The following is a 25,034-nucleotide window of genomic DNA, read 5'->3' on the forward strand; positions in this document are numbered from 1 at the left end:
TGGCCCCCGCGCGGGCCCGCGGCTTTCATCGGGCCGTTGCCGGGCTGTCATCCCCCGGTTGCACAGCCCGCCTAGTCCGGACCGGTATCCGCCAGATCAGAGGACCAGCCGATGACCGACCAGAGCCCGTTCCGCACCAGCCAGCTCGAAGAAGCCGACGGCCCCGGCCTGAACCCGACCGCGACCCCGACGATGGGCGAGATCATCGCCGCCCGCTTCTCGCGCCGCGGCTTCCTGCGCGGCGCGATGGCCTCGGCCGCGATCACCGCGACCGTCTCGCCGCTGGCGCTGATCGCCGCGGACGAGGCCCGCGCCGAAGGCACCTCGGCCTTCTCCTTCCCCGAGGTCGAGGCCGGCGTCGATGCCGATCACCATGTCGCGCAGGGCTATGACGCCGACGTGCTGCTGCGCTGGGGCGACCGGCTCTTTGCCGACGCGCCCGAGTTCGACCCTCTGAACCAGTCGGAAGCCGCGCAGGAACGCCAGTTCGGCTACAACAACGACTTCGTGGGCTTCCTCCCGCTCGACGGGTCGGCCGACCGCGGCCTCCTGGTGGTGAACCACGAGTACACCAACGATCACCTGATGTTCCCCGGCATCGTCACCGTGGCCGAGGGCAAGGTCTCGGTCTCGGACGCGACCGAGGACCGCGCCAACATCGAGATGGCGGCCCATGGCGGCACCGTCGTCGAGATCGTGCGCGAGGGCGGCAAGTGGCGCCCGGTGCTGGACGGCAAGCTGAACCGCCGCATCACCGCCAAGACCGAGATGCAGCTGACCGGCCCCGCCGCCGGCCACGCCCGCCTGCAGACCGCCGCCGACAGCACCGGCCGCAAGGTCTTCGGCACGATCAACAACTGCGCCGGCGGCGTCACGCCCTGGGGCACCTACATCATGGCCGAGGAGAACATCCACGGCTACTTCCAGGGCACCCTGCCGGAAGGCCATGCCGAGGCCGCGAACTACAAGCGCCTGGGCGTGCCCGGCGGCACCTACCAGTGGGGCAACTTCCACGAGCGCTTCGACGTCTCGAAGGAACCGAACGAGCCCAACCGCTTCGGCTGGATCGTCGAGGTCGACGTGATGGACCCGACCTCGGTGCCGAAGAAGCGCACCGCGATGGGCCGCTTCAAGCACGAGGGCGCGGAAAGCGTCGTGGCGCCGGACGGCCGCGTGGTCTTCTACCTCGGCGACGACGAGCGCTTCGACTACGTCTACAAGTTCGTCACCGCCGGCAAATATGACCCCGACAACCGCGCGGCCAACATGGACCTGCTCGACGACGGCACGCTTTACGTCGCCCGCTTCGATGCCGAGGGCGGGCTGACCTGGATGCCCCTGACCCACGGCGAGGGCCCGCTGACCGAGGCGAACGGCTTCGCGAGCCAGGCCGATGTGATGATCGAGACCCGCCGCGCCGCCGACCTTCTGGAAGCGACGCCGATGGACCGCCCCGAGGACATCCAGCCGAACCCGGCGACGGGCCGCGCCTATGTGATGCTGACCAACAACACCAAGCGCAAAGAAGCCAACGAGGCCAACCCGCGCGTCAACAACGCCTTCGGCCACATCATCGAGATCATCGAGGAGCACGGCGACTTCGCGGCGACGAAGGGCGCCTGGGAAATCCTCGTGCAATGCGGCGATCCGTCGGTGGCCGAGGTCGGCGCGACCTTCTCGACCGAGACCACGAAGAACGGCTGGTTCGGCATGCCCGACAATGCCGCCGTCGATGCCGAGGGCCGGCTCTGGGTCTCGACCGACGGCAACTCGATGGCCGACACCGGCCGCACCGACGGGCTCTGGGCCGTCGACACCGAGGGCGAGGCCCGCGGCACCTCGCGGCTGTTCTACCGCGTGCCGGTCGGCGCCGAGATGTGCGGCCCCTGTCCGACGGCCGACCTGACCACCTTCTTCGTCGCGGTCCAGCACCCCGGCGACGGCGGTGACGACTGGGAAGGCCACGGTCGCGCCTCGTATTACGAGGATCTCTCGACCCGCTGGCCCGATTTCGACGACGCGATGCCGGTGCGCCCGGCGGTGGTCGCGATCACCCGTCAGGGCGGCGGCAAGATCGGCTGATCCACTTCGGACGGCGGAGGGGGCTCTGCCCCCGTCCCGTTCTACGACCCCCCGGAGTTTGTTCACCAAGCTGAAATCGCATTCGTCTTGGGCGAAATACTCCGGGGGTGAATTTGCGCGGCAGCGAAAAGAGGGGGCAGCGCCCCCTCTCTCCGTCTCGGTCCTGTCGCCGGCTCAGGCGGTCCAGACCACCACCGACTGCCAGCCGATCCCGGCCTCGCCCTGTTCGGGAACATGGGTCGCGACCGGATGGGCCGTGGTGTCGATCCGGCGGATCCACTCGCCCTCGGGCAAGGTCAGCGTCGCATCGTCGCCGGCGTTGAAGGCCATGACCATGCTGCCGCCCTCGACGGGATCGAAGCGCACCACCAGGCACTCCTGCCCCGAATGCCAGTCCCCCTCGGCCATCGGCGCGCCCGCAAGGTTCAGCCAGGTCAGCTGCATCGCGCCGGCTTCCGTTGCCTCGTCTTCGCCCGCGAAGCGCGAGCGCGAGATCCCGTCACCCGCCATCCGGAAGGCGGCGAGGTCGGCCACCGCGGCCACCAGCTCGTCGTCGATCGCCTCCCAGTCGGTCCAGCTGATCTCGTTGTCCTGGGCATAGGCGTTGTTGTTGCCGCCCTGGCTGCGGCCATGCTCATCGCCCGACAGGATCATCGGCACGCCCTGCGCCAGCAGCACCGTCGCCAGCATCGCCTTCACCCGGCGGCGCCGCGCCTCGAGGATGCCCGGGTCCTCGGTCGGCCCCTCGGCGCCCAGATTGTGGCTGACATTGTGATCATGGCCGTCGCGATTGTCTTCGCCATTCGCGTCATTGTGCTTGTTGTCGTAGCTGACCGTATCCCACAGCGTGAAGCCGTCATGGGCGGCGACGAAGTTGATCGACGAGGTCGCCGGCCGGTCGCTATGGGCGAATTGTACCGGTGAGCCAAGGATACGCTGCGGCATCGCCTGCAACAATCCGTCGCGCCGCCAGAAGCCACGGGTGTCGTCGCGGAACTTGTCGTTCCACTCGCGGAACGGCCAGGGGAAGCCGCCGACCTGATAGCCGCCCTCGCCCACGTCCCAGGGCTCGGCGATCAGCTTGACCTGGCTCAGCACCGGGTCTTGGCGGATCGCGGCGAAGAAGGCCCCCTCGCGCTCAAAGCCGGTGGCCTCGCGCCCCAGCGTCGAGGCAAGGTCGAAGCGGAAGCCGTCGACATGCATGACCTCGACCCAATAGCGCAGCGAATCCAGCAGCATGCGCAGCACCATCGGATGCGCGACGTTCACCGTGTTGCCGGTGCCGGTCACGTCGAAACAGTGCCGCGGGTTCTCGGGCGAGAGCACGTAGTAGGAGGCGTTGTCGATGCCGCGGAACGACAGCGTCGGGCCCATCTCGTTGCCCTCGGCAGTGTGGTTGTAGACCACGTCGAGGATCACCTCGATGCCCGCCGCGTGGAAGCGCTTCACCGCCTCCTTCACCTCGCGCATCTCGCCGGTGGCGAGATACTTGCGATAGGGCGCGAAGAAGCTGAGCGTATTGTACCCCCAGTAATTCGACAGGCCCTTCTCCTGCAGGTGGCGGTCCTGCAGGAAGCTCTGCACCGGCAGAAGCTCGATCGTGGTGACGCCGATGCGCTTCAGATGCTCGATCACCGGCGGCGAGGCGAGGCCGCGGAAGGTGCCGCGATCGGCCTCGACCACGCCCGGATGGCGCATGGTCAGACCCTTCACATGCGCTTCGTAGATGAAGGTCTTTTCCCAAGCGTGGTTCAGCGCGCGGTCGGCCTCCCAGTCGAAATCGGGGTCGGTGACCACGGCCTTGGGCATGAAGGGCGCGGAATCCCGCGAGTCGAAATCGAGGTCCGACTTGCCGATCGTGTAGCCGAAGAGCGCGTCATCCCATTTCAGCCAGCCCGACAGCTCGCGCGCGTAGGGGTCGAGCAGCAGCTTGGCCGGGTTGAAGCGGTGGCCCTCGTCGGGCGATTGCGGCCCGTGCACGCGATAGCCGTAGCGCTGTCCCGGCTTGATCCGCGGCAGCCAGCCGAACCAGATCCCGCCCTCCATCGCCGGCAGGTCCAGCCGGTGGGTCTCGGTCTGGTCGTCGGGGCCGAAAAGGCACAGCTCGACGCGGGTGGCATTTTCGGAAAACAGCGCGAAATTGGTGCCTTCGCCGTCATATTCCGCGCCAAGGCGCTGCGGGCGGGCGTTGGCAGGGTCGAACTCGAGGGAAGACGAGATCTCGTCACGCATGGAGGGGCCTCTGGGTTCAAGGCCGGGGATGCCGGCGACACGGATGTCGCTGCAACTGCGAAGGGGGCGGAAGGGTTCCGCCCGCCCCCTTGCGCGAGGCGTCAGAGGCCAGAGATCAGACGCCGGACATCAGACCGGCAGGTCGCCCGGCGGGTTGCCCAGCAGGCGACGCAGCGCCGCCAGCGCCCGCGCGAACTGCTCTTCGGGGATGCCGCCGGCCAGCGCGATGCGGATCGCGTTCGGGGCGTGGCCGTCCTGCAGCGCGTATTCGTCGGCCGAGCGCACCAGCACGCCGGCGCTTTCCGCCTCGCGCGCGAAGGTCGAGGCACGCCAGCCGATCGGCATCTTCACCCACAGGAAGCTCAGCCCCGGCTGCCAGCTGACGTCGTAGCCCGCCAGCGCCGAGACCGCCATTTCCAGCCGCCGCGCATAGACCGCGTTGATCCGGTCGCGCAACTCCGCGGCCCGGCCGGTGGTCAGCAGGTCGGTGACGATGTCGGTCATCGGCCGCGCGAGGCCGAAGAAGCTGTGCTGCGCGGCCAGCCGCCCGGCCTCGCCCATCCCCTCGGGCGCGACGATCCAGCCGATCCGCAGCCCCGCCGAGATCGACTTCGACAGCGACGAGACATGCCAGACCCGTTCCGGCGCCAGCGACCGCAGGCTGGGCTCGTTGACGCCGGGCACCGAATAGCAGTCATCCTCGATGATCTGGATGTCATGGCTGCGGGCCAGCGCCACGATCTCTTCGCGGCGCGCCATCGGCATCCGCACGGTGGTGGGGTTCTGCGCCTCGGGCGTCAGGAACAGGATTCGCCCGCCGGTGCGCCGGCAGACCTGATCCAGCGCGTCGGGCCGGATGCCGTGGCGGTCGAGCGCGACCGGCACCATCTCGGCCCGGTTCAACCGCGCGGCATGGCGGAAGCCCGGATAGGCCAGTTCCTCGCCCAGCAGCACCGGGCGGTCGCCGCGCAGGCAGCATTGCAGCACGATGTTGATCGCCGATTGCCCGCCATGGGCGCAGACGATGTCATCGGCGTCGATCCGGCCAAGATCGCGCCCCGTCATCCAGCGCACGATCGCCTCGCGCAGCGGCAGGTCGCGGCGGAGAGAGGGGTATTCCAGCCAGTCCGGCCCGAGATTGCCCGCGACATGGGCCATCGCCTCGGCCAGCGCGTCACCCTGCCCCACGTCGGGCAGTTGCGGAGAGCGCAGGTCGACCGGCAGGTCGCGGCCCGGCGTCGGTTGCGGACGTTCGATATGCAGCGACTGGCTGGGGCCGAGGCGCGGTGCCCGGGCGGCGACGAAGGTGCCGCGGCCGACCGCGGCCTCGAGCAGCCCCTCGTCGGTGCCGATCGTGTAGGCGCGTGCCACGGTGCCCGGGGTGACGCCGATCTTCCAGGCCAGCTCGCGCACCGGCGGCAGCTTGGCGCCCTGCGCCAGGTCGCCGTCGCGCACCGCCTCGCGCAGGGCGCGGGCCAGGGCCAGATACTTCGGACCGTCGAATTGTGTCAGGTCCGGAATCCAAGTTGTATCAGTCACAATGTTTCTCTGGATTGATACGCAGGGCAGTTGTATCCCTACACTTACGGCAAACACGGGATTGTATCAACACAAAAAGGTGACGAGATGACGACGCTTCCGATCAGCACTGGTAACGCCAAGCCCCGGGCGACGACCAAGGGGCGGAACAGCGGCCTCGTGACCGTGTGGCAGGCCTGGACCGCGCGCCGCCGCCAGCGCGCAGCCCTTGCCCGGCTCGACATGCATCTGCTGAAGGATATCGGGGTCGATGCGCGGACGGTCAGCGACGAGGTCGCGAAGCCCTTCTGGATCGACTGACGGCTTGGGGCTCCGCCTCCCCTGACGGAACCCTCTTCCTGGCCGGGCCCTAAGGGTCCGGCCCTTTTCGTGCCGTGTCCGGCGGCTGCGCCGACCTTGTCCGGCGCAGCCCGTCGCATCGGTGCCGGGCGGCCCGGGGGCCGCCCGCATTTGCGCGGATCAGGCCTTGCGGCGCAGACCCCGGCGCAGCGCGCCCATCAGCCCCAGCCCCCCGGCCAGCAGCAGGCCGGCCGCCGGCAGCGGCACGGGTGCAGGTCCGCAGTCGACCTGGCATTCGCTGGGGTCGGAATAGTGGGGAACGTCGTAGGGATCGATGTACTCGGCATAGAAGCCGTTGTCGGTCACGTAAAGCCCGACCCCCTGTGCAGAGGTCCCTACCAGACCGGGATAGTAGACTTCAAAATGGAAGCTGCCCGACGTGCCGACGGCCAGCGAATAGGTGGTCTCGAACTTGACGACGAAGTCGTCCCACAGTTGGAACAGAATGTCGTCCATGCCGCCGCCGTCGTCCGTGTCCGCAGTGAAGTTGACGTCACCAAGGACATAGACGCCGGCCGAGTCGTATTCCGCGCCGGACAGGCCAGAGAACGAGATCGCCGTCGCCGCCTGAGTCGCCAAAGGCGCGGCACAGAGCAACAGGGCCGCACCAGTCACATTCAGTAACTTTCCCATCTCCCTTGAACTCCCTAAGAAAATGACTTTCGACCTCGTGATATGCGCACATCACGAAACAAAATCATCTCACAGGGCATGATTTTTCGGAAGACGCCACAAATCCGGAGGGATTCTCCGCAATTTGCGCCGACGACGGGTCAGCCGCCGAGGATCACCTTCACGTAATTGGCGGTCTCTTCGTAGGGCGGAATGCCGTCGTGCTTCGACACCGCCTCGGGCCCGGCATTGTAGGCCGCCAGCGCATGGCGCCAGTTGCCGAAGCGGTCGTACATCATCCGCAGATAGCGCGCGCCGCCCTCGAGGTTCTCTTTCGGGTCGAAGAGATCGACCCCCAGCCGCGCCGCGGTTTCCGGCATCAGCTGCGCGAGCCCGGTCGCGCCCTTGACCGACACCGCACCGGGGTTCCAGCCGCTTTCCTGCTGCACCAGGCGCAGGAACAGGTCTTCGGGGACATTGTGCTTGCGGGCCGCGGCCCGGGCCATCTCGAGGTACTCGCCCTTGTAGCGGCCGGTGTAGCGCGGGATCGCCGTGGCGACGGCCACGTCGTAATGCGGGGTGTAACGGGTCGAATTCTCGTATTGCTGGGCCGCGCGGCCATCCAGAAGAGCCGCCTGGCTGGCGAAGATCGCCATCCGCCCCTTGGTCGACTTGCGCGCCGACAGCCCCTCGGCCGCGGCCGGCAACGCCAGCACGACACTCAGACCCAGGGCCAAAACGGCCGCAGGCGCAAGGCCGGGAACCCGCGCCCCGGTCATACCGCGTGATCTCTCCACTGGTCGTCCTGTCGATGACCTGTCCCGGCCGGGCAGTATGCACATCCCGCGCGGTCTGACCAGCCTTGGAATGAGCTGCGACGAGGGGCCGCGTCATCCTTGAAGCGCGCCCCCTCAGGTGGTCTAACCGCACAGATCGCCCGTCGGATTCGGGCAGCGACACGCATTCAACACGGGAGGCGCCGATGGCGGGCTCGGTCAACAAGGTGATCATCGTCGGCAACCTCGGGCGCGACCCCGAGGTGCGCAGCTTCCAGAACGGCGGCAAGGTCTGCAACCTGCGCATCGCCACCTCGGAAACCTGGCGCGACCGCAACTCGGGCGAGCGCAAGGAGCGCACCGAGTGGCATTCCGTCGCGATCTTCAGCGAACCGCTGGCCAAGATCGCCGAGCAGTACCTGCGCAAGGGCTCGAAGGTCTATATCGAAGGCCAGCTCGAAACCCGGAAATGGCAGGACCAGTCCGGCCAGGACCGCTATTCGACCGAGGTCGTGCTGCGCCCCTTCACCGGCAACCTGACGCTGCTCGACGGTCCGGGCGGCGGCGGCGGCCGCGGCGGTGAGGGCGGCGGTGGCGGCAGCTACGGCGGCGGCTACGAGCCCGAGGACAGCTACGGCGGCGGCGGCGGTGGTGGCAGCTACGGCGGCGGTTCGGGCGGCGGTCGCTCGGGCGGTGCCGGCGGTGGCGGCAGCTCGCGCCAGGACCTCGACGACGACATCCCGTTCTGACCCGAAGGGCCCCGCAAGGGGCCCTTTCGCTATTTCAGCTGGCTGTCCTTCGAGCCGCGCCGGTTGATCCCGCCGCGCAGCACGGGGCGCGCGTCACGACCCTTCTGGCAGTCGATGCACAGCTTGACGCCCGGGATCGCCAGCCGCCGCGCCTCGGGGATCGGCTCGTCGCATTCGGCGCAAGCCTCGAGGCTCTCGCCCACCGGCGCGCGGCGGGCCTTCATCCGTTGCAACTCGTCCGAGATCGAGGCCTCGATCTGGTCGTTCACCGCGCCATCCGGCGCCCATCCGCCTGCCATCGCCCGCTCCTCACGTGTCAGACGCACAACATGGGCGCTTGCGGAGCGCCTGCCAAGAGCGAACCCGCCGGAGCGACACGCCAGAGCGCGGGGGGGCCGCCGATCGGTACGCCATCGGTTCGAGGACCGATTGGCGGCGGGGGGCTCGCGAGCCCCCCGACCTGCCTCCAAAGCGCTTCAGTCCTCGAAGAGCTCCGACTGACCGGTCTGGTCCTCGGCCTCGGGTTCGTCCGCGTCGGGCAGGTCGAGCCCCGGCATTGGCCGGCTGTCCAGCAGCCCCGCCGCGCGCAGCTCCTTCAGCCCCGGCAGGTCGCGGGCGCTTTCCAACCCGAAATGATCGAGGAAGGTCTCGGTCACCACGAAGGTCACCGGCCGCCCCGGCGTCATCCGCCGCCGGCCGAAGCGGATCCACTCCATCTCCAGCAGCTGGTCGACGGTGCCGCGGCTGACCGCGACGCCGCGGATCTCTTCGATCTCGGCGCGGGTCACCGGCTGGTGATAGGCGATGATCGCCAGCGTCTCGACCGCGGCGCGGCTCAGTTTCCGGCTTTCCACCACCTCGCGGACCATCAGGTGGCCAAGGTCGGGCGCGGTGCGGAAGGCGTAGCCGTCGCCCACCTTCACCAGATGCACGCCGCGCCCGTGATAGCGGCGCATCAGATGCGCCACCGCCTCGTGCGGGTCGCAGCCATGCGGCAGCCGTTTCACCAGCTCGGCCACGGTCACCGGCTCGCGCGCGGCGAACAGCACGGCCTCGACCATCCGCTCCTGCTCGCCCATCGGCGGCGCGGCAAAGAGCGAGCGTTCCTCGTCCGAAGACGGGCGTTGGGCGATGGGTTCGTTGGTCACGGGTCTTTCCGGCGCAGGCTGATCGGCGCGAAGGTGTCGGACTGTCTTATCTCGACCAGCCCGCGCTTGGCCAGTTCGAGCGAGGCCGCGAAGGTCGCCGCCGTGGCCGACCGCCGCCGGCGCGGGTCGCCGGTCCAGCCGTCGGGCAGATAGCTGACAAGGTCGGTCCAGTCGCCGGCGAAGCCGATCAGCCCGCGCATGCGTTCCAGCGCGTCGTCCATCGTGTAAAGGTCGCGCCGGTCGAAGGCATAGGGGCGGAACTCGTCGCGGGTGCGGATCCGGGCATAGGCCTGCATCAGGTCCAGAAGCGAGGCCGTCCAGCGGGTGCGCCGCGTCACCCCCTGCACCTCGGGCGCGCCGCGTTCGAAGAAGTCGCGCCCCTTCTGGTCGCGCGCCATCAGCCGCGCCGCGGCATCGCGCATCGCGGCCAGCCGTTCCAGCTGCCAGGCGAGGTGCCCGGCCAGATCCTCGGCGCTCGGCCCCTCGTCGCTGGGGTCTGGCGGCAGCAGCAGGCGCGATTTCAGATAGGCGAGCCAAGCCGCCATCACCAGATAGTCGGCCGCCAGCTCGATCCTGAGTTCCTTGGCCTTGTCGACGAAGCGCAGATACTGCTCGGCCAGTTCGAGGACCGAGATCTTCATCAGGTCGACCTTCTGGCTGCGCGACAGCGCCAGCAGCAGGTCGAGCGGGCCCTCGTAGCCGTCGACCTCGACGATCAGCGCCTCGGCCGCGACCCTTTCGGCCACGCTCGTGCCCAGAACTTGGGCCAGCGGCAGTGTCCATTCGGTTTCGGCCATGGGCTCCTCAACGCGCCAGAAGCGCCGAGAATTCGGCCTCTGCGGCCGCCATGTCAATGGGCGTGACCTGCCGCGCAGCCAGCGCCGCCGCGGCCCGGCGCGCAGCCTCGGGCGTCAGGCGCCCGGCGGCGGCGACCACGGGCGCAGCCTCTTCGGGCTTGCCGTTGCAGTGCAGCGCGATGTCGCAGCCCGCCGCGATCGCGCTCGCGGCACGGGTGCCGAAATCGCCCTCCAGCGCCTCCATCGACAGATCGTCGGTCATCAGAAGCCCGTCGCAGCCGATCTCGTCACGGATGATGCGGATCATCTCGGGGCTGGCGGTGGCGGGGCGCGCGGGGTCGATCGCCTCGAAGACGATATGGGCGGTCATCGCCATCGGCAGGTCGGCGATCGCGCGGAAGGCCGCGAAATCGCTGGCCGACAGCGCGGCATGGCTGGCGGTGACCCGCGGCAGCGCCTTGTGGCTGTCGACCGTGGCGCGGCCATGCCCCGGCAGGTGCTTCGCCACCGGCAGCACGCCGCCTGCCAGCATCCCGTCCGCCGCGGCGCGGGCGGCGCGGCCCACGGTCGCGGCATCCTCGCCCAGACAGCGGTTGCGCAGGAAGGGATGCGTCTCGGGCCCCGCCACATCGGCGCAGGGCGCGCAATTCGCATCGATCCCCAGCGCGCGCAGCTCTTCGGCGATGATCCGGTAGCGCAGCCACATCGCGCGTTCGGACCCGCCGGTCGCGGCCATCTGATCGAGCGGCGGCAGCCATTCGCGCCACTGCGGCGCCCGCAGGCGCTGCACGCGCCCGCCCTCCTGATCGATCAGCACCGGCGCATCGCGGCCCACCGCCTCGCGCATCGACGCGGTCAGGCGGCGGATCTGCCCGGGCGTTTCGAGGTTGCGGGCGAAGACGATGAAGCCGAAGGGATCGGCCTCGCGGAAGAAGGCGGCCTCAGAGGCCGACAGTTCGGGGCCGAGGCAGCCAAGGATCGTCGCACCGGTCATCTCAGGCCCGACCCGTCAGCGGATCGTGACCGGCACGCATTGCATGTCGGTCGACAGCGCCGCGCAGAAGCCGCGGGTGTCCGCGTCGGTCTCGAACCCCTCGGCGCGCAGCCGGTAGAAGTTGCGCCCGGCGCTTTCCGCGGCCTGGATCACCTGCCCCTTGCCGGTGAAGAGCGCGCCGTATTCCAGCGCCAGCTTGTTCCAGGCCGATTTCGCCGCCTCTTCGGTCTCGAAGGCGCCCAGCTGCGCCAGCCGCGTGCCCACGGTCAGCGAGGCCGGATCGACCGCGCGCACCGGCGGCGGCGCGGTCGGCGCCGCGACCCGAAGCGAGCCGGGCTTGGCATGCGGGCGCAGCGATTTCGACACGCCCGGAACGCTGGTCGGGATCGTCTGGATCGCCATCGCCACGGCCCCTTCGATGCCCGAGACGGTCGGCGCATCAAGGATCGGCTCGGCGGCCTCTTCCGGCAGCGGCTCCTGCATGGTCTTACCGCGCAGCGCGACCTGATCGATCTGCGCCACGGTGCCGCGCGCGGTCAGCGGGCCAGAGGCCTCGCCCTCGAGCGCGCCCATCGTCAGGTCGGCATCGGCAAGCGCCTCGGGCTGCGGCGCAAGGCGCAGCCGGTCCGAGGTCGGGGTCGCCTCGCCGGTCGCGGCCACGTCATTGACGGCCAGACCGGTGTGCTCGGCCAGCTGGCCGCCCGGGTCCTCCGGCGCGATCCGGGCCGGGCCCTCGATCGCGCGGATCACCGGCACGCCGGTCACGTCACGCACCGCCAGCTTGTAGCCCCAGACCCCCAGACCCAGGATCAACGCCAGCGAGGTCAGCGCGCCCGCGCCATTGACCAGCTTCTGCGCCTTCTGGGCATACAGCGACTGCGGCACCGGCTCTTGCCAGGTCTCGGCCTCGTAGCCCTGGTAATATTGCTGGTCGTCGTCCTGCGGCGCGCCGTAGCCATAGGGCTGGCCCTGCATGTCCGGCGCCTCGGCATAGTCGTCCCACTCGGGATCGGCGGCCTGCGGGTTGCGGTAATGATGGGGATAGCTCGGCTGGTCGAGCCGCGCATGGCTGGCCGATCGCTGATCCGACCCGCGCCGGATCCTGCTGGTCGCCGGGCCGAAGGCCCTCGTCTCTGCCGCCATGTCCTGCCGCCTCGCCCAACGGACGGCTTCGGGCCAAGCCCGCACCGCCTCTCTGCCTGCCTCGTTCGTCCCCGCGCCCGTCTGACGGGGCGCGTGAGAGCCTGTCCGCGCGTCGGGTGCTTAGCGCATCTCTTCGGCGGGGGTCACGCCAAGGATACCAAGGCCGGCGGAAATCACAACCGCCGCGGCCCGCGCCTGGGCGATTTTCGCCTGCGATACCGCCGCATCGTCCTGCAGGAAACGCAGCGCGGTCTCGTCATTGCCGCGGTTCCACAGCGAATGCAGGTCCGAGGCCAGTTCATACAGGTAGAAGGCGATGCGATGCGGCTCGTTCGAACGCGCCGCGATCTCGACGAGTCGCGGCCATTCCGCGATCTTGCGCGCCAGCTCCAGCTCGGCCGGATGGGTGTTGTCCTCGATCCGCGCCGCGGCCAGCGTCGCGTCGGCGGCGTCGATCCCGGCCTCGCGCGCCTTGCGCAGGACGCTCGCCACGCGGGCATGGGCGTATTGCACGTAGAAGACCGGGTTGTCCTTCGACTGCTCCAGCACCTTGTCGAAGTCGAAATCCAGCGCCGCGTCGTTCTTGCGGGTCAGCATCACGAAGCGGGTCACGTCGGCGCCCGCCTGCTCGACCACGTCGCGCAGGGTGACGAAGGTGCCGGCGCGCTTCGACATCTTGAAGGGCTCGCCGTTCTTGAACAGCTTCACCAGCTGGATCAGCTTGATGTCGAGCGGCACCCGGTTTTCCGACAGCGCCGCGACGGCGGCCTTCATCCGCTTGACGTAGCCGCCGTGATCGGCGCCGAAGACGTCGATCAGCTGCGCGAAGCCGCGGCTGACCTTGTCGTAGTGATAGGCGATGTCGGGCGCGAAATAGGTCCAGGCCCCGTCCGACTTCATCACCGGCCGGTCCACGTCGTCGCCATAGGCGGTCGAGCGGAACAGGGTCTGCTCGCGCTCTTCCCAGTCCTCGGGCAGCTTGCCCTTCGGCGGTTCCAGCACGCCCTCGTAGATCAGGCCCTTGGCGCGCAGCGCCTCCAGCGCGGCCTCGATCTTGCCGGTGCCGTACAGCGCCTTCTCGGACGAATAGACGTCCATCTTCACGCCCAGCAGCGCCAGATCCTCGCGGATCATGCCCATCATCTCGGCGGTGGCGAACTCGCGGATCTCGGCCAGCCACTCGGCCTCGGGCCTGTCCAGCAGGCTGGTCCCGTACCTGGCCTTCAGCGCCTCGCCGACCGGGATCAGGTAGTCGCCGGGATAGAGGCCCTCGCGGATCTCGGGCTCCAGCCCGTTGGCCTCGCGGTAGCGCTCGTAGGCCGAGCGTGCCAGCACGTCGACCTGCGCGCCGCCGTCGTTGATGTAGTATTCGCGGGTGACATCATAGCCTGCGAAGTCCAGCAGGCCCGCCAGCGCATCGCCGAAGACCGCGCCGCGGGTATGGCCCACATGCATCGGCCCCGTCGGGTTGGCCGAGACGAACTCGACGTTGACCTTCTCGCGCCCGCCCATGGCCGAGCGGCCGAAATCGCGGCCCTGCGCCAGCGCGGCACGGATCACGCCCGACCACACCCCCGGTTGCAGCCGCAGGTTCAGGAAGCCCGGCCCCGCCACCTCGGCCAGCGCGATGCGGTCGTCGGCGCTCAGCCGGGCGGCCAGCGCCTCGGCGATGGCGCGCGGCGGCTGGCCCGCGGGCTTCGCCAGCACCATCGCGGCATTGGTCGCCATGTCCCCATGCGCGGCATCGCGCGGCGGCTCGACGGCCACGTTGGACATGTCGAGCCCTTCGGGCAGGTCGCCCGCGGCCACCATCGCCTCCAGCGCCGAGATCACCGCGACGCGGATGTCGGAAAACAGGTTCATGCTCTATCCCCTTGCTGGGCACGGGGGATGCCAGACCGGCACCGCGGCGTCAATGCCGCGCGGCACCCCCGGCAGGGGCACCCGGACGCGGGGGGGCCTCGCAGGCCCCCCCGACCTGCCGACCGTCACGCCGCCCGGGTCACGTCATGCCCGTAGATCCAGTCGAACCGCCCGATCAGCCGCGAGGGCGCGATCCGGCCGGCAGTTCCCAGCGCCAGATGCGCCGCCCGCCGCACCGGTCCGCTCAGGTGATAGGCCCGCGCATTGCGCGAGGCGGCATCGACGATCCGGGCGCAGCGCGGCGCCCGCGCGGCCTGCCAGCCGCCCAAACTGCCCGCCACATCGCCGCCAAGTCCCGCCTCCAGCGCCTGCACCAGCGTCCAGGCATCCTCGAGCCCCATCGAGGCCCCCTGTGCCAGAAACGGCAGCGTCGGATGCGCGGCATCGCCAAGGATCGCCACCGCCCAAGGCCCGGTCGCCCCCTGCCCCACCCGATGCCAGACACGTGCCACCGGATGCCGGAACAGCCCCCACAGCTTCACGTCCTCGACCTGGTCGAGCCAGCCGCGCACCCGCGGCGCGTATCCGGCAAAGGCCGCGCGCAGGTTCGCCGGATCATCGGCCAGCGACCAGCTTTCCTCGACCCAGGTCCGACGCTCCTCGACCGCGACGATGTTGCGTAGGCTGCCGCCGCGCAGCGGATAGCTGACAAGATGCCGCCCCGGCCCCATGTGCACCTCGGCCACCGCGGGGTCGCCGGGTTCGGCCGGGATCACCGCGCGCCAGGCGCAGTGATGGGTGAAGAACGGCGCCACCGCCCCGTTCAGCGCCGCGCGCAGCCGCGAATGCAGCCCGTCAGCCCCGATCAGCAGCGGGCAGGCGATCCGCGCGCCCTGCGCGGTGACGATCTCGGGCCCGTCCTCGCCCAGCCGGATCTCGTCGGCCTTCTGCAGGAAGCGCATCTGCACGCCGGCATCGCGCGCGCCCTCGGCCAAGAGCGCGATCAGGTCGGCGCGGTGCACGAAGCGGTAGGCCTCGCCCGGTCGCAGCCGCGCAAGGTCCATCCGCACCACCCGCCGCCCGCGCGGCCCGTCATGCAGCTCGACCGCCTCGGCGCGCAGCCCCGCCGCCTCGAGCGGCGCCGACAGCCCCAGCGCCCCCAGCACCACCGCGCCGTTCGGGCTGACCTGCAGCCCGGCGCCGACCTCGCCGATCTCGGGCGCCTGCTCCAGCACCGTGACCTCGGCCCCGCGCAGCGCCAGCGCCCGCGCCACCGCCAGCCCGGCGATCCCCGCCCCCAGCACCGTCACCGCGCGCCCGTCCAGACCGCCCATCATCGTCCCGTCGTCCCCTCTGTCCGGCGTTTCACGCGGCACCCGCGCAAACCCGTCGCCGCCAGATCCGAAAAAGCACCGCACCCAAACCAAACCACCGCAAACGAAAACACCGGGGCCAGCGGCCCCGGTGCCTCAAGATCCTGTCCGAAGATCACCGCCGCGGCTCGTGCGTCGCGGCTCAGTCGTCCCGGTGCACGCGCTCGCGCCGCTCGTGGCGCTCCTGCGCCTCCAGCGTCATCGTCGCAATCGGGCGCGCGTCCAGCCGCTTGAGGCTGATCGGCTCGCCGGTCATCTCGCAATAGCCGTATTCGCCGTTCTCGATCCGCCGCAGCGCAGAATCGATCTTCGACACCAGCTTGCGCTGCCGGTCGCGGGTCCGCAGCTCCAGCGCCCGGTCGGTCTCTTCCGAGGCGCGGTCGGCGATGTCGGGAACGTTGCGGGCCGAGTCCTGCAGGCCCTCCAGCGTCTCTGCCGACTGATCGAGGAGTTCCTGCTTCCAGACCAGAAGCTTGCGCCGGAAATATTCCAGCTGCCGTTCGTTCATGAACGGCTCGTCTTCCGCCGGGCGGTAGTCCTCGGGAAGAAAGACCTCTGCCTTCATCTCACCTTCCTCCTTACCGTCGGAACCGCTTAGGGGATCGTACTGGGACATGCGGCTCTCCTTGGCGCGTTCCATAGCGAATGCGCGGCGGCTTGTCACCATCCTTGCCGCGCCCTTGCGGCGATTTGGTGGCGCGTCTAGGCTCTGCCTCTAGATAAGGCGCAGCTTGTCGGAAAACTGGATGAAATTCACCGGAACGGACCGCTACATCGCCTCGGACGATCTCGCCGTGGCCGTCAATGCCGCGGTGACGCTGGAACGCCCGCTGCTCGTCAAGGGCGAACCCGGCACCGGCAAGACCGAGCTGGCGCGGCAGGTGGCCGCCGGTCTCGGCCTGCCGATGATCGAATGGCACGTCAAATCGACGACCCGCGCCCAGCAGGGGCTTTATGAATACGATGCCGTCAGCCGGCTGCGCGACAGCCAGCTGGGCGACGCGCGGGTGCATGACGTCGCCAACTACATCCGCCGCGGCAAGCTGTGGGAGGCCTTCTCGGCCCCCGCCAAGGTCGTCCTGCTGATCGACGAGATCGACAAGGCCGACATCGAGTTTCCGAACGACCTGCTTCAGGAGCTCGACCGGATGGAGTTCCATGTCTACGAGACCGGTCAGACCGTGCGCGCCCTGCACCGGCCCGTCGTCATCATCACCTCGAACAACGAGAAGGAACTGCCCGACGCCTTCCTGCGCCGCTGCTTCTTCCACTACATCCGCTTCCCCGATGCCGAGACGCTGGCCCAGATCGTCCGCGTCCATTTCCCCGACATCAAGGAGCGGCTCCTGTCCGAGGCGCTGACCCGCTTCTACACCCTGCGCGAGCAGCCGGGACTGAAGAAGAAGCCCTCGACCTCGGAAGTGCTCGACTGGCTGAAGCTGATCTTGGCCGAGGATCTGTCGCCCGAAGACCTGCGCGGCGACGGGCGCACGGCGCTGCCGAAGCTGCACGGCGCGCTTCTGAAGACCGAACAGGATGTGGCGCTGTTCGAACGCCTGGCCTTCCTCGACCGCCAGCAGCGGCGCTGAGGGGCCTCAGCCCCGCAGCGGGCGGCTGCCGAGATCTTCGAAGAAGCGCAGCAGGTAGCCGTCGGGATCGGCGACCATGAACTGCCGGTTGCCGGCCTCGCGGTCGTCGATACGGTACCACTTCTCTTCCGGCGGCAGGAACAGCGGATGCCCGGCCCGCGCCAGCGCCGCCAGCATCGGGGCCAGCGCTTCGACCCGGATCTGCAGGTTCAGCCCGCGCCCGAACGGCGGGGCCTCCGGCAGATGGCCGCCGTCGAAATCGCGCCCGGTCCCGATCTGGTCCAGCATCAGCTCGGCCTCGCCCAGCGAAAGATAGCAGAACCCCTCCTCGGGCCGTTCGTAGCGGCACTGGAACCCCAGCACCCCGCAGTAGAACGCCCGCGACCGCTGCCAGTCCGACACGGCGAATTCCGGCACCAGAGCATTTCCCAAGACGCATCCCCCGCGGTCGATGCGCCCTGCCTGCCCGCGATCCGCGGCGCATTCAAGCCCCGGAGGAAAGACGCCTCAGCCCTCGATCCCCAGCGCCTTCATCTTGCGATAGAAGGTCGCGCGCCCGATCCCCAGCTCGCGCGCGGCGGCCGAGACATTGCCGCCGGCCCGCGCCAAGGCCCGCGTCATCTCGGCCCGCTCGGCCCCGTGAAGGCCCTGCGGCGCGCCGAAGCCCAGCAGGTCGCCCGCCGGCACCCGTCCCAGCCGCTCGGGCGACAGATCGAAACTGCGCCGCGCCGCGCGCGAGGCGCCGACCACCAGATCGTCGGCGTCGATCGCCAGCAGCACGGGCCCGCCCGCCTCGGTCCCCTCGGCCTCGGGCGCAAGGATGCGCGCTCCGGCCCAGCGGGCGCGGAACAGCTCGGCCTCGATCCGCTGCGCCGCGTCCTGCGTGGTCAGCGCGATCAGCCGCGCATAGGCCTCGGTCAGGTCCTCGCGCACCGAACTCACGTCGATCACGCCGGCAAGCTCGCCCTCGGGCCCGAAGACCGGCGCGCCCATGCAGGCCAACCGGGTGTTGCGGGCGCGGAAATGCTGATTGCGCCAGACGATCACCGGGCGCTTCTCGGCCACGCAGGTGCCGATGCCATTGGTGCCCTCGGCCGCCTCTGACCAGAGCGCGCCGGGGGCGAGGCCCCAGCCGTGGAATTCGGCGACATCGGCGGGGCGCAGGCGCTCGTCCAGCACCAGCCCCTCGGGGTCCGACAGCAGCACCGAGCAGCCGGCATCCGCCGCCGCCCGCGCCAGCCGGTCGAGGATCGGCCGCGCCACCGCCATCAGCCGCCCCGAGGCCTCGGTCCGCGCCCGCAGCTCCTGCGCGCCCAGCCGGTCGGGCGCGGCGCCGGTCGCGGGATCGATGCGGTGATGCAGCAGCGAGCGGCGCCAGCTGGCGGCAAAGGCCGAGCGTCCGGCGGCGGGCGACATCGCCACCTCGCGCACCAGTTCGGCATGATCGCGTCTCAGGGCCTGGGTCATCGGCGTGAAGCTCCCCTCTTCACCGGTCCCCGACCATAGCGCCGAGCCGGCGCGGCACAACAGTCCCTTCCGGCTACGACCATGGTCGCAGTCGGCGCCCGCCCGCTACCTTCACGGCTGCCCCGGCCTGTCCCGCCGCACCCATGCCGCGCCGCCTGCGGTCGCAGGGATGGCTCCGGACCGCGCATCGCGCCCAGCCGAGCGGCCGCGGTCCGGCGCAGGGTCTGACCGGCTGGTTCGGGTCATATCGACAGGCCCCCAGCAGGCGGGCCGCCTCATGGGCACGGCGCTCACACCGGAAGGGTCACCGCCCGCTGCTCGCCACCCTCGGAGGTCAGCGTGACGCCCCCCGGCGCGGGCGCGACCGAGGCCAGCCGCTCCCAGCCCGCGGGCCGCGGCAGGGCGCAGATCGCGTGCCAGGTGCGGTGCAGGACGCCCTCGCCCAGCGGCAGGGCCGTCGCCACGCCCTCGGCCGCGACCCGGTTCCGCCCCGAGGCGGCGGCGCGATTGCCCTCGTCGCCGGCGGTGCAGGCATCCTCGATCCCGATCACGCCCAGATGCCGGCCATCCCAGGGCGCGCGGTCTCGCCCGCCGTTCGACAGCCACAGCATCGTTACCGGCAGCGTCGCGGGGTCCTTCAGGATCAGCACGAGGTCATCCTCGTCGGGGCGCACCGCCGCCGTCCAGCCAAGCGCCGCGCCCGGCGCCTCGACCAGCGTGCAGAAATCCTCGTGACCCGCCCCAACCTCGGCCTCCCAGGGCCAGCGCGTCAGGTCGCAGGGCCCCGCCACGCCCGGCACCGCCCGCAGGTCGGTCCCCCGCGCGGCCACCGCCAGCCGATGCCGACCCGGCTCGACCCCCTGCCCGGTCAGCACCGCGCGTTTGGCCGAATAGCTGAGCCAGCCGGGCGCCGAAAACCGCAGCATCGGGTGATGGGCAAGGCTCAGATGCCCCGCGCCGCCCCGGATCTCGTGTTCGGTGACCAGCGCCCCGGACCCGAGCCGCAGCCGCTTGACGATCCGCGCCCCGCGCACCGGCGCGACCAGTTCCAGTTCCAGCAGCCCCGGCGCCTCGTGCAGCACCTGCCAGCGGCTGTTCGCCGCCGGCCCATGGATCGGCCCGCCGGGCGCGATGTCATCGCGCCCGAAGGGGGCCGAGAGGAAATCGCCCTCGAGCCCCGCCTCGACCGGGGCGAGCCCCTCGGGCACCGGACCGCCCACCCAATGCGCGCGATGCAACGGCCGGATCACCCGGTCGCCGAAGGAAAACGCCAGATCGGTCAGCACCCCGCGCCCGAGGTCGATCTCGACCTCGGCGCCCGCGACGCGCAGACGATGCCGCCCGGCCACGTGGCTCACTCGTCGCCGGCGGCCCAGGGATCGTCCTGGATGTCGAAGCGCGGATCGGCCAGATCCTCGCCCGGGTCGAGCTGGTCGCGCCGGCCGCGGAAGCCCATCGCCACCACGAACTTCTCGGAACTGTCGGCGCGGCTCGCCGGCGGCTTCACGTTGGCGACAGAGGTGAAGTTCTTCTTCAGCACCGCCTGCAGCGCATCCTCGGCACCACCGGCCAGCACCTTTGCGACGAAGGTGCCGCCCTCTTCCAGCACGTCGAAGGCGAAGCCCGCCGCTGCTTCGCACAGAGCGATGATCCTGAGGTGGTCGGTGCCCTTGTGGCCCGAGGCCGCGGCGGCCATGTCCGACATCACCACCTCGGCCGGGCCGCCGAGCCAGGCCTTCACCTTGGCCTCGGCCCCCACTTCGAGGAAGTCGAGTTGGTGGATTTCGGCGCCCGCGATCGGCTCGACCTCCTGCAGGTCGACGCCCAGCACCGTGCCCTGACGCTTGTTCTTCTTCTCGCCGAGCGCATTCACCCGCTCGACCGCGACCTGGCACCAGCCGCCCGGCGCGCAGCCGAGGTCGACCACCCGGGCACCGGGCACGAGGAAGCGGAAGCGGTCGTCAAGCTCGAGGATCTTGTAGGCGGCGCGGCCGCGGTAGCCGTCCTTGCGCGCGCGCACGACGTAGGGGTCGTTCAGCTGGCGTTCGAGCCAGAGCGTCGAGGAGAGCTTGCGGCCCTTGGCGGTCTTCACCCGCACGCGCAGCTCGCGCTGGCCGCGGCCGGAGGTGTTGCCGCCGCCGGATTTAGGTGACTTGACCATGAGGGCGATCCTTTCGTTGCCGTCCCGGATAGCGAACCGCGCGCGGCATGGCAAGGAAGGGCCAAAGGGAGGGGGCTCTGCCCCCGTCCCGTTCCGGGACTCCCCCGGGATATTTGGACCAATGCGAAAGCGCGAAGGCTCTCAGAGCGGCAGGCTGGTGTCGAGCACGCCGTCAGCGGACATCTGGGCGTAGAGCAGCCCCTCGCGCAGGCCGCGGTCGGCGACCGAGAGGCGGTCGGTGGGCCAGATCCGCATCAGCGCCTGCAGGATCGCGGCGCCCGACATGATCAGCGTGTGCCGGTCGCGGCCGATGCGCGGGTCCGAGCGGCGCCCCTCGGGGCCGAGGTCGAGATAGCCGCGGATCACCCTGTCGATCTGGTCCGAGGTCATCGTCAGGCCGTCGACCTTGGCCCGGTCGTAGCGGCGCAGGCCGAGGTGGCTGGCCGCCACCGTGGTGACGGTGCCCGAGGTGCCGATGATCTGGAAGCCCGCGCGCGACTGCGCGGCATTGTAGGGCGAGAAATCGGCGAGATTCTCTTCGAAATGCCAGCTCATCAGCGCGAAGCGCGCGGCATCGTCCTCGACATCCTCGAACTGGTCCTTGAGCGTCGCCACCCCCAGCGGGATCGAGATCCAGTCGACCACCTTCGCCGCCGCCAGCCCCTCGACCGGGGCGGCGCGGAAGCCCTGCGACAGCCGCATGATCGCGCGCGGCCGCTCGGGCTCGGGCACCGCCGAAAGGTCGATCCAGACAAGCTCGGTCGAGCCGCCGCCGATGTCGACGATCAGAAGCTGCTCGGTCGCGGCCTCGACCAGCGGCGCGCAGGAGATCACCGCCAGCCGCGCCTCTTCCTCGGGCTCGATGATCTCGAGCGGCAGGCCGGTCTCGCGCCGGACATAGCGCAGGAAGTCGCGGGCGTTCTTCGCCCGCCGGCAGGCCTCGGTCGCGACGAGCCGCATGTGCAGCACGCCGTTCTGCTCGATCTTGCGACGGCAGATCTGCAGGGCCTGCACCGTCCGCGCCATCGAGGCGCGGCTGAGCTTGCCCGACGCCTCCAGCCCGTGACCGAGCTGGACCGTCTTCGAGAAGCTGTCGATCACATGAAACTGCGCGCCCCTTGGCCGGGCGATCAGCATGCGACAGCTGTTGGTCCCGAGATCCAGCGCCGCATAGAGCGGACCGGGTTCGGAACGGGTGGATGCCTCGGGCTCGACCGTGGGGTTCGGGAGCGCTCCAGCATCCGTGGAACGCCTGGGCGCCATCGTAACGCCCTCCGATATACGTGTTAGGGCAAACAATAAGCGGCTGAACCGGGCGGTGCAAGGGCGGGCGAAACAACTCGTCACCCGTGCTTCGGTTCCGGGGCACGCCGGGCCCGCCGCGCTTCGTCGTTCCGACGCCGGGGAACGTCGCAAATCTGCAACGTTGTCGGTTTGCGACCTGTCACCTTCGCCCCAGAGAGAGGAGACCCGCATGCCCGAAGTGACCATCGTCTACTGGCGCGACATCCCGGCGCAGGTGCTGGTCGGCCGCGGCCGGCGCGCGGTGAAGCGGGTGCTGGCGGAACGCTTCGAGCAGGCGATCGACCGGGCCGCGATGGCCTCGGGCGCCCGCGACACCGATGCCTATCTGGCCGAATGGCGCCGGGCCGCGGTGGAGGCCGCGGGCGACAGCGACGCGGCCGCCGCCGATGCGATGGCCGCCAGTCTCGAGGCCGAATACGACACCGCCCGCCTGAAGGCGCTGATCGCCAATGGCGGGCGCGACTGACCGCCCGCCCGAAGTTCCGACCGCCCGAAAACGCATGACCGAACCGCACGCATGACCCAGGGGGACGCCGAAGACCCGCCCCCGCACCGGAGGAGACCGATGTCGCTTCTGCCGTTCCGCAAGACCGAAGTCACCGCGCCGCCCGCGGGCCTCGCGCCCTTCCTGGCCGGCGCCTCGATCGAGGTGATGCCGCGCACCGCCGCCGCGGTGCCGGATTTCCGCCCGCTGCTGGCCCCCGGCACCCGGGTCTACATCGCCCATATCGACGGCACCCCGATCGAGGACATGGTCGCCACCGCCCGGCGCCTGCGCGACGAGGGATTCGAACCGATGCCGCATTTCCCGGCGCGGCTCATCGCCTCGAAGGCCGAGCTGGCCGACTGGATCTCGCGCTATATCGCCGAGGCGGGCGTGCGCGAGGCGCTGCTGCTGGGCGGCGGGCTGTCGGCGCCGAAGGGCGATTTCGACAACTCGATGCAAATGATGGAAAGCGGGCTCTTCGCCGGGTTCCGCCGCCTGCATGTCGCCGGCCATCCCGAGGGCAACCGCGACATCGATCCCGACGGCTCGGACCGGATGGTGATGGAGGCGCTGCGCTGGAAGCAGGCCTTTTCCGAGCGCAGCGACGCCGAGATGGCGATCGCGACGCAGTTCTGCTTCGAGAGCGCCCCGGTCATCGCCTGGGCCGAGCGGCTGGCGGCCGAGGGGATCGCCTTTCCGATCCACATCGGCGTCGCGGGGCCGGCCAAGCTGCAGACGCTGCTGAAATTCGCCATCGCCTGCGGCGTCGGCCCCTCGTTGCGGGTGCTGCAGCGCCGGGCGCGCGACGTCACCAAGCTGATGCTGCCCTTCGAGCCCGACCAGGTGCTGGGCGAGCTTGCCGCGCATCGCGCCGCGCATCCCGGCTTCGGGATCGAGGCGGTGCACATCTTCCCGCTGGGCGGGATCAAGACCTCGGCCGAGTGGCTCTCGGCGCGCACCTCTTCACAGAACGGTTGAACAATGTCGCGCACAGTCCTTGAATCAAAAACGAAAACCGTCACCATCGGCTTTGACGAGCCCTTCTGCGTGATCGGCGAACGCATCAACCCCACCGGCCGCAAGAAACTGGCGGCCGAGCTGGAGGCCGGCGACTTCTCGACCGTCGAGCGGGATGCGCTGGAGCAGGTCGCCTGCGGGGCGATGGTGCTCGATGTGAATGCCGGGGTCGTCTACAACTCGAACCCCGATCCGAACCTGACCGAGCCGCCGCTGATGCGGAAGATGATCGAGCTTGTCCAAGGACTTGTCGACGCGCCCTTGTGCATCGACTCAAGTGTTCCGGGCGCGCTGGAAGCGGGGCTCGAGGCGGCGGTGGGCCGGCCGCTGCTGAACTCCGTCACCGGCGAGGAAGAGCGGCTGGAGCGGGTGCTGCCGCTGGTGAAGAAGTACAACGTGCCGGTGGTGGCAATCTCGAACGACGACAGCGGGATCTCTGAAGATCCGGACGTAAGGTTCGAGGTCGCAAGAAAAATCGTCCAGCGGGCCGCCGACTTCGGCATTCCCGCCCATGACATCGTCGTCGATCCGCTGGTGATGCCGGTCGGCGCGATGGCGACCGCCGGGCGGCAGGTCTTCGCGCTGGTGCGCCGGCTCAGGGACGAGCTGGGCGTGAACACCACCTGCGGCGCCTCGAACATCTCGTTCGGGTTGCCGAACCGCCATGGCGTCAACGCGGCCTTCCTGCCGATGGCGATCGGCGCCGGGATGACCTCGGCGATCATGAACCCGGTGCGCCCGGCCGAGATGGAGGCGATCCGCGCCGCCAACCTGCTGATGAACCACGATGCCCATGGGTCGGCCTGGATCGGCTTCAGCCGGGTGATCGAGGCGGTGCACAACGGCGCCGACTTCGCCACCGCCGCGGCCGAGGCGCAGGCCGCGGGCGGCGGGCGCGGCCGGCGGCGGGCGCGGGGCTGAGCCCCCGCCCCGCGGGCGCGCGCCCGCGGGCCCCGACATCGGATCTCGACACCGGGCCGGAAATCGCGAGGATGCCCGCGGTTTCACGGAAAGGACGCAGTGATGAAGGGCTATTGGCTGATCCTCGGCACCGAGGTGACGGATCCCGCGGCACAGGCGGACTACGGGCGGCTCTGGGCGCCGATCGCGGCGCGGCACGGCGCGGTGGTGCGGCGCGGGGCCGAGGCGCCGCGGATGCTCGAGGCGCTCGACAAGTCGCGCTGCCTGCTGGTCGAATTCCCGAGCCTTGCCGCCGCGCAGGCCTGCTACGACGATCCTGACTACGTCGCCGCGCGGAAGGTGGCGGCGACGGCGGCGCAGCGGGAACTGGTGATCTTCGGGGGCGAGATCGGCTGAGGCGCCGAAAGGGCATCCGGCGGCCGGGGGCGCTGCCCCCGGAC

At 70.1% G+C, this 25,034-nt stretch carries 25 protein-coding genes; 8 read left to right on the forward strand and 17 right to left on the reverse strand.

Translation table 11 applies throughout. From position 1 onward, the window contains the following. Positions 1 to 111 precede the first annotated feature (111 nt). Positions 112 to 2,082 (forward strand): PhoX family protein, encoded by a 1,971-nt coding sequence (locus tag V8J36_RS09630; RefSeq protein ID WP_336467077.1) that lies wholly within the window; start codon positions 112 to 114, stop codon positions 2,080 to 2,082. 174 nt (positions 2,083 to 2,256) lie between these two features. On the opposite strand, the gene glgX is transcribed toward V8J36_RS09630, so the two are convergent. Further along, entirely contained in the window at positions 2,257 to 4,314 is a 2,058-nt protein-coding gene (gene glgX / locus V8J36_RS09635; protein WP_336467078.1) for a glycogen debranching protein GlgX, read from the reverse strand. Positions 4,315 to 4,443: 129 nt separating this feature from the next. After that, on the reverse strand, positions 4,444 to 5,853 hold the full coding sequence (locus tag V8J36_RS09640) for an aminotransferase-like domain-containing protein (RefSeq protein WP_336467079.1): 1,410 nt from the start codon (positions 5,851 to 5,853) through the stop codon (positions 4,444 to 4,446). An 87-nt stretch (positions 5,854 to 5,940) separates the two neighbouring features. Between V8J36_RS09640 and V8J36_RS09645 the strand changes: the two genes are divergently transcribed. After that, positions 5,941 to 6,153 carry a DUF1127 domain-containing protein gene (locus tag V8J36_RS09645; RefSeq protein ID WP_336467080.1) on the forward strand — a complete coding sequence of 71 codons (213 nt, stop codon included), beginning with the start codon at positions 5,941 to 5,943 and terminating at the stop codon, positions 6,151 to 6,153. 159 nt (positions 6,154 to 6,312) lie between these two features. On the opposite strand, the gene V8J36_RS09650 is transcribed toward V8J36_RS09645, so the two are convergent. Both V8J36_RS09650 and V8J36_RS09655 read right to left on the reverse strand, forming a co-directional pair. After that, positions 6,313 to 6,825 carry a hypothetical protein gene (locus tag V8J36_RS09650; protein WP_336467081.1) on the reverse strand — a complete coding sequence of 171 codons (513 nt, stop codon included), beginning with the start codon at positions 6,823 to 6,825 and terminating at the stop codon, positions 6,313 to 6,315. A gap of 140 nt (positions 6,826 to 6,965) precedes the next feature. After that, complete coding sequence (locus V8J36_RS09655) at positions 6,966 to 7,583, reverse strand: lytic transglycosylase domain-containing protein (protein WP_336467082.1); 618 nt, start codon at positions 7,581 to 7,583, stop codon at positions 6,966 to 6,968. A gap of 203 nt (positions 7,584 to 7,786) precedes the next feature. Here V8J36_RS09655 and ssb point away from each other — a divergent pair, with 203 nt between their 5' ends. Next, positions 7,787 to 8,329: a single-stranded DNA-binding protein gene (gene ssb / locus V8J36_RS09660; protein WP_336467083.1), complete on the forward strand. Its 543-nt coding sequence runs from the start codon at positions 7,787 to 7,789 to the stop codon at positions 8,327 to 8,329. A 29-nt stretch (positions 8,330 to 8,358) separates the two neighbouring features. On the opposite strand, the gene V8J36_RS09665 is transcribed toward ssb, so the two are convergent. The 8 genes from V8J36_RS09665 to dksA all read right to left on the reverse strand — a co-directional run bounded on the left by V8J36_RS09665 (position 8,359) and on the right by dksA (position 16,212). Beyond that, entirely contained in the window at positions 8,359 to 8,628 is a 270-nt protein-coding gene (locus V8J36_RS09665) for a DksA/TraR family C4-type zinc finger protein (RefSeq protein WP_336467084.1), read from the reverse strand. A gap of 177 nt (positions 8,629 to 8,805) precedes the next feature. Then, positions 8,806 to 9,408, reverse strand: coding sequence for an SMC-Scp complex subunit ScpB (scpB, locus tag V8J36_RS09670; protein ID WP_336467552.1), 603 nt, complete (start codon positions 9,406 to 9,408; stop codon positions 8,806 to 8,808). A gap of 65 nt (positions 9,409 to 9,473) precedes the next feature. After that, on the reverse strand, positions 9,474 to 10,274 hold the full coding sequence (locus V8J36_RS09675) for a segregation and condensation protein A (RefSeq protein WP_336467085.1): 801 nt from the start codon (positions 10,272 to 10,274) through the stop codon (positions 9,474 to 9,476). Between the two features lie 7 nt (positions 10,275 to 10,281). Continuing rightward, positions 10,282 to 11,268: a glycoside hydrolase family 3 N-terminal domain-containing protein gene (locus tag V8J36_RS09680; protein WP_336467086.1), complete on the reverse strand. Its 987-nt coding sequence runs from the start codon at positions 11,266 to 11,268 to the stop codon at positions 10,282 to 10,284. Between the two features lie 15 nt (positions 11,269 to 11,283). Further along, positions 11,284 to 12,411 (reverse strand): SPOR domain-containing protein, encoded by a 1,128-nt coding sequence (locus V8J36_RS09685; protein WP_336467087.1) that lies wholly within the window; start codon positions 12,409 to 12,411, stop codon positions 11,284 to 11,286. Positions 12,412 to 12,531: 120 nt separating this feature from the next. Continuing rightward, on the reverse strand, positions 12,532 to 14,274 hold the full coding sequence (gene argS / locus V8J36_RS09690; protein ID WP_336467088.1) for an arginine--tRNA ligase: 1,743 nt from the start codon (positions 14,272 to 14,274) through the stop codon (positions 12,532 to 12,534). 125 nt (positions 14,275 to 14,399) lie between these two features. Further along, positions 14,400 to 15,611, reverse strand: a complete 1,212-nt coding sequence (locus tag V8J36_RS09695; RefSeq protein ID WP_336467089.1) for an FAD-dependent oxidoreductase — start codon at positions 15,609 to 15,611, stop codon at positions 14,400 to 14,402. 178 nt (positions 15,612 to 15,789) lie between these two features. After that, the gene (gene dksA / locus V8J36_RS09700) at positions 15,790 to 16,212 is read right to left on the reverse strand and encodes an RNA polymerase-binding protein DksA (protein WP_336467090.1); all 423 of its coding nucleotides are present in this window, start codon (positions 16,210 to 16,212) and stop codon (positions 15,790 to 15,792) included. A 181-nt stretch (positions 16,213 to 16,393) separates the two neighbouring features. Here dksA and V8J36_RS09705 point away from each other — a divergent pair, with 181 nt between their 5' ends. Next, a complete protein-coding gene (locus V8J36_RS09705; protein ID WP_336467091.1) occupies positions 16,394 to 17,236 on the forward strand; it encodes an AAA family ATPase in 843 nt (280 codons plus the stop codon). Positions 17,237 to 17,242: 6 nt separating this feature from the next. On the opposite strand, the gene V8J36_RS09710 is transcribed toward V8J36_RS09705, so the two are convergent. The 5 genes from V8J36_RS09710 to V8J36_RS09730 form a co-directional block, all read right to left on the reverse strand. Then, positions 17,243 to 17,668, reverse strand: coding sequence for a bleomycin resistance protein (locus V8J36_RS09710; protein WP_336467092.1), 426 nt, complete (start codon positions 17,666 to 17,668; stop codon positions 17,243 to 17,245). A 75-nt stretch (positions 17,669 to 17,743) separates the two neighbouring features. Next, positions 17,744 to 18,703, reverse strand: coding sequence for a GAF domain-containing protein (locus V8J36_RS09715; protein ID WP_336467093.1), 960 nt, complete (start codon positions 18,701 to 18,703; stop codon positions 17,744 to 17,746). Between the two features lie 290 nt (positions 18,704 to 18,993). Further along, positions 18,994 to 20,052: a hypothetical protein gene (locus V8J36_RS09720; RefSeq protein WP_336467094.1), complete on the reverse strand. Its 1,059-nt coding sequence runs from the start codon at positions 20,050 to 20,052 to the stop codon at positions 18,994 to 18,996. Positions 20,053 to 20,057: 5 nt separating this feature from the next. After that, positions 20,058 to 20,864: an RlmE family RNA methyltransferase gene (locus tag V8J36_RS09725; protein WP_336467095.1), complete on the reverse strand. Its 807-nt coding sequence runs from the start codon at positions 20,862 to 20,864 to the stop codon at positions 20,058 to 20,060. Between the two features lie 141 nt (positions 20,865 to 21,005). After that, positions 21,006 to 22,127 (reverse strand): Ppx/GppA phosphatase family protein, encoded by a 1,122-nt coding sequence (locus V8J36_RS09730; protein ID WP_336467096.1) that lies wholly within the window; start codon positions 22,125 to 22,127, stop codon positions 21,006 to 21,008. Between the two features lie 211 nt (positions 22,128 to 22,338). Here V8J36_RS09730 and V8J36_RS09735 point away from each other — a divergent pair, with 211 nt between their 5' ends. The 4 genes from V8J36_RS09735 (at position 22,339) to V8J36_RS09750 (ending at position 24,990) form a co-directional block, all read left to right on the forward strand. Then, positions 22,339 to 22,635, forward strand: a complete 297-nt coding sequence (locus tag V8J36_RS09735; RefSeq protein WP_336467097.1) for a virulence factor — start codon at positions 22,339 to 22,341, stop codon at positions 22,633 to 22,635. Between the two features lie 99 nt (positions 22,636 to 22,734). After that, positions 22,735 to 23,634, forward strand: a complete 900-nt coding sequence (locus V8J36_RS09740) for a methylenetetrahydrofolate reductase (RefSeq protein WP_336467098.1) — start codon at positions 22,735 to 22,737, stop codon at positions 23,632 to 23,634. 3 nt (positions 23,635 to 23,637) lie between these two features. Beyond that, positions 23,638 to 24,594 carry a methyltetrahydrofolate cobalamin methyltransferase gene (locus tag V8J36_RS09745; protein ID WP_336467099.1) on the forward strand — a complete coding sequence of 319 codons (957 nt, stop codon included), beginning with the start codon at positions 23,638 to 23,640 and terminating at the stop codon, positions 24,592 to 24,594. A 102-nt stretch (positions 24,595 to 24,696) separates the two neighbouring features. Further along, positions 24,697 to 24,990, forward strand: coding sequence for a DUF1330 domain-containing protein (locus V8J36_RS09750; RefSeq protein ID WP_336467100.1), 294 nt, complete (start codon positions 24,697 to 24,699; stop codon positions 24,988 to 24,990). Positions 24,991 to 25,034 lie beyond the last annotated feature (44 nt).

Origin of the sequence: Frigidibacter sp. MR17.14 (genome assembly GCF_037095735.1) — a bacterium.
Taxonomy (GTDB): Bacteria; Pseudomonadota; Alphaproteobacteria; order Rhodobacterales; family Rhodobacteraceae; genus Frigidibacter.

Excerpts from the sequence above, each read along its gene's own strand:
- V8J36_RS09745 (WP_336467099.1), top strand. The coding sequence starts at position 23,638 with ATGTCGCGCACAGTCCTTGAATCAAAAACGAAAACCGTCACCATCGGC.
- argS (WP_336467088.1), bottom strand. The coding sequence starts at position 14,274 with ATGAACCTGTTTTCCGACATCCGCGTCGCGGTGATCTCGGCGCTGGAG.
- ssb (WP_336467083.1), top strand. The coding sequence starts at position 7,787 with ATGGCGGGCTCGGTCAACAAGGTGATCATCGTCGGCAACCTCGGGCGC.
- V8J36_RS09675 (WP_336467085.1), bottom strand. The coding sequence starts at position 10,274 with ATGGCCGAAACCGAATGGACACTGCCGCTGGCCCAAGTTCTGGGCACG.
- scpB (WP_336467552.1), bottom strand. The coding sequence starts at position 9,408 with ATGGGCGAGCAGGAGCGGATGGTCGAGGCCGTGCTGTTCGCCGCGCGC.
- V8J36_RS09645 (WP_336467080.1), top strand. The coding sequence starts at position 5,941 with ATGACGACGCTTCCGATCAGCACTGGTAACGCCAAGCCCCGGGCGACG.
- V8J36_RS09655 (WP_336467082.1), bottom strand. The coding sequence starts at position 7,583 with ATGACCGGGGCGCGGGTTCCCGGCCTTGCGCCTGCGGCCGTTTTGGCC.
- V8J36_RS09740 (WP_336467098.1), top strand. The coding sequence starts at position 22,735 with ATGTCGCTTCTGCCGTTCCGCAAGACCGAAGTCACCGCGCCGCCCGCG.
- V8J36_RS09680 (WP_336467086.1), bottom strand. The coding sequence starts at position 11,268 with ATGACCGGTGCGACGATCCTTGGCTGCCTCGGCCCCGAACTGTCGGCC.
- V8J36_RS09750 (WP_336467100.1), top strand. The coding sequence starts at position 24,697 with ATGAAGGGCTATTGGCTGATCCTCGGCACCGAGGTGACGGATCCCGCG.
- V8J36_RS09715 (WP_336467093.1), bottom strand. The coding sequence starts at position 18,703 with ATGACCCAGGCCCTGAGACGCGATCATGCCGAACTGGTGCGCGAGGTG.
- dksA (WP_336467090.1), bottom strand. The coding sequence starts at position 16,212 with ATGAAGGCAGAGGTCTTTCTTCCCGAGGACTACCGCCCGGCGGAAGAC.
- V8J36_RS09650 (WP_336467081.1), bottom strand. The coding sequence starts at position 6,825 with ATGGGAAAGTTACTGAATGTGACTGGTGCGGCCCTGTTGCTCTGTGCC.
- V8J36_RS09695 (WP_336467089.1), bottom strand. The coding sequence starts at position 15,611 with ATGATGGGCGGTCTGGACGGGCGCGCGGTGACGGTGCTGGGGGCGGGG.
- V8J36_RS09730 (WP_336467096.1), bottom strand. The coding sequence starts at position 22,127 with ATGGCGCCCAGGCGTTCCACGGATGCTGGAGCGCTCCCGAACCCCACG.
- V8J36_RS09685 (WP_336467087.1), bottom strand. The coding sequence starts at position 12,411 with ATGGCGGCAGAGACGAGGGCCTTCGGCCCGGCGACCAGCAGGATCCGG.
- V8J36_RS09630 (WP_336467077.1), top strand. The coding sequence starts at position 112 with ATGACCGACCAGAGCCCGTTCCGCACCAGCCAGCTCGAAGAAGCCGAC.
- V8J36_RS09665 (WP_336467084.1), bottom strand. The coding sequence starts at position 8,628 with ATGGCAGGCGGATGGGCGCCGGATGGCGCGGTGAACGACCAGATCGAG.
- V8J36_RS09705 (WP_336467091.1), top strand. The coding sequence starts at position 16,394 with ATGAAATTCACCGGAACGGACCGCTACATCGCCTCGGACGATCTCGCC.
- V8J36_RS09735 (WP_336467097.1), top strand. The coding sequence starts at position 22,339 with ATGCCCGAAGTGACCATCGTCTACTGGCGCGACATCCCGGCGCAGGTG.
- V8J36_RS09725 (WP_336467095.1), bottom strand. The coding sequence starts at position 20,864 with ATGGTCAAGTCACCTAAATCCGGCGGCGGCAACACCTCCGGCCGCGGC.
- glgX (WP_336467078.1), bottom strand. The coding sequence starts at position 4,314 with ATGCGTGACGAGATCTCGTCTTCCCTCGAGTTCGACCCTGCCAACGCC.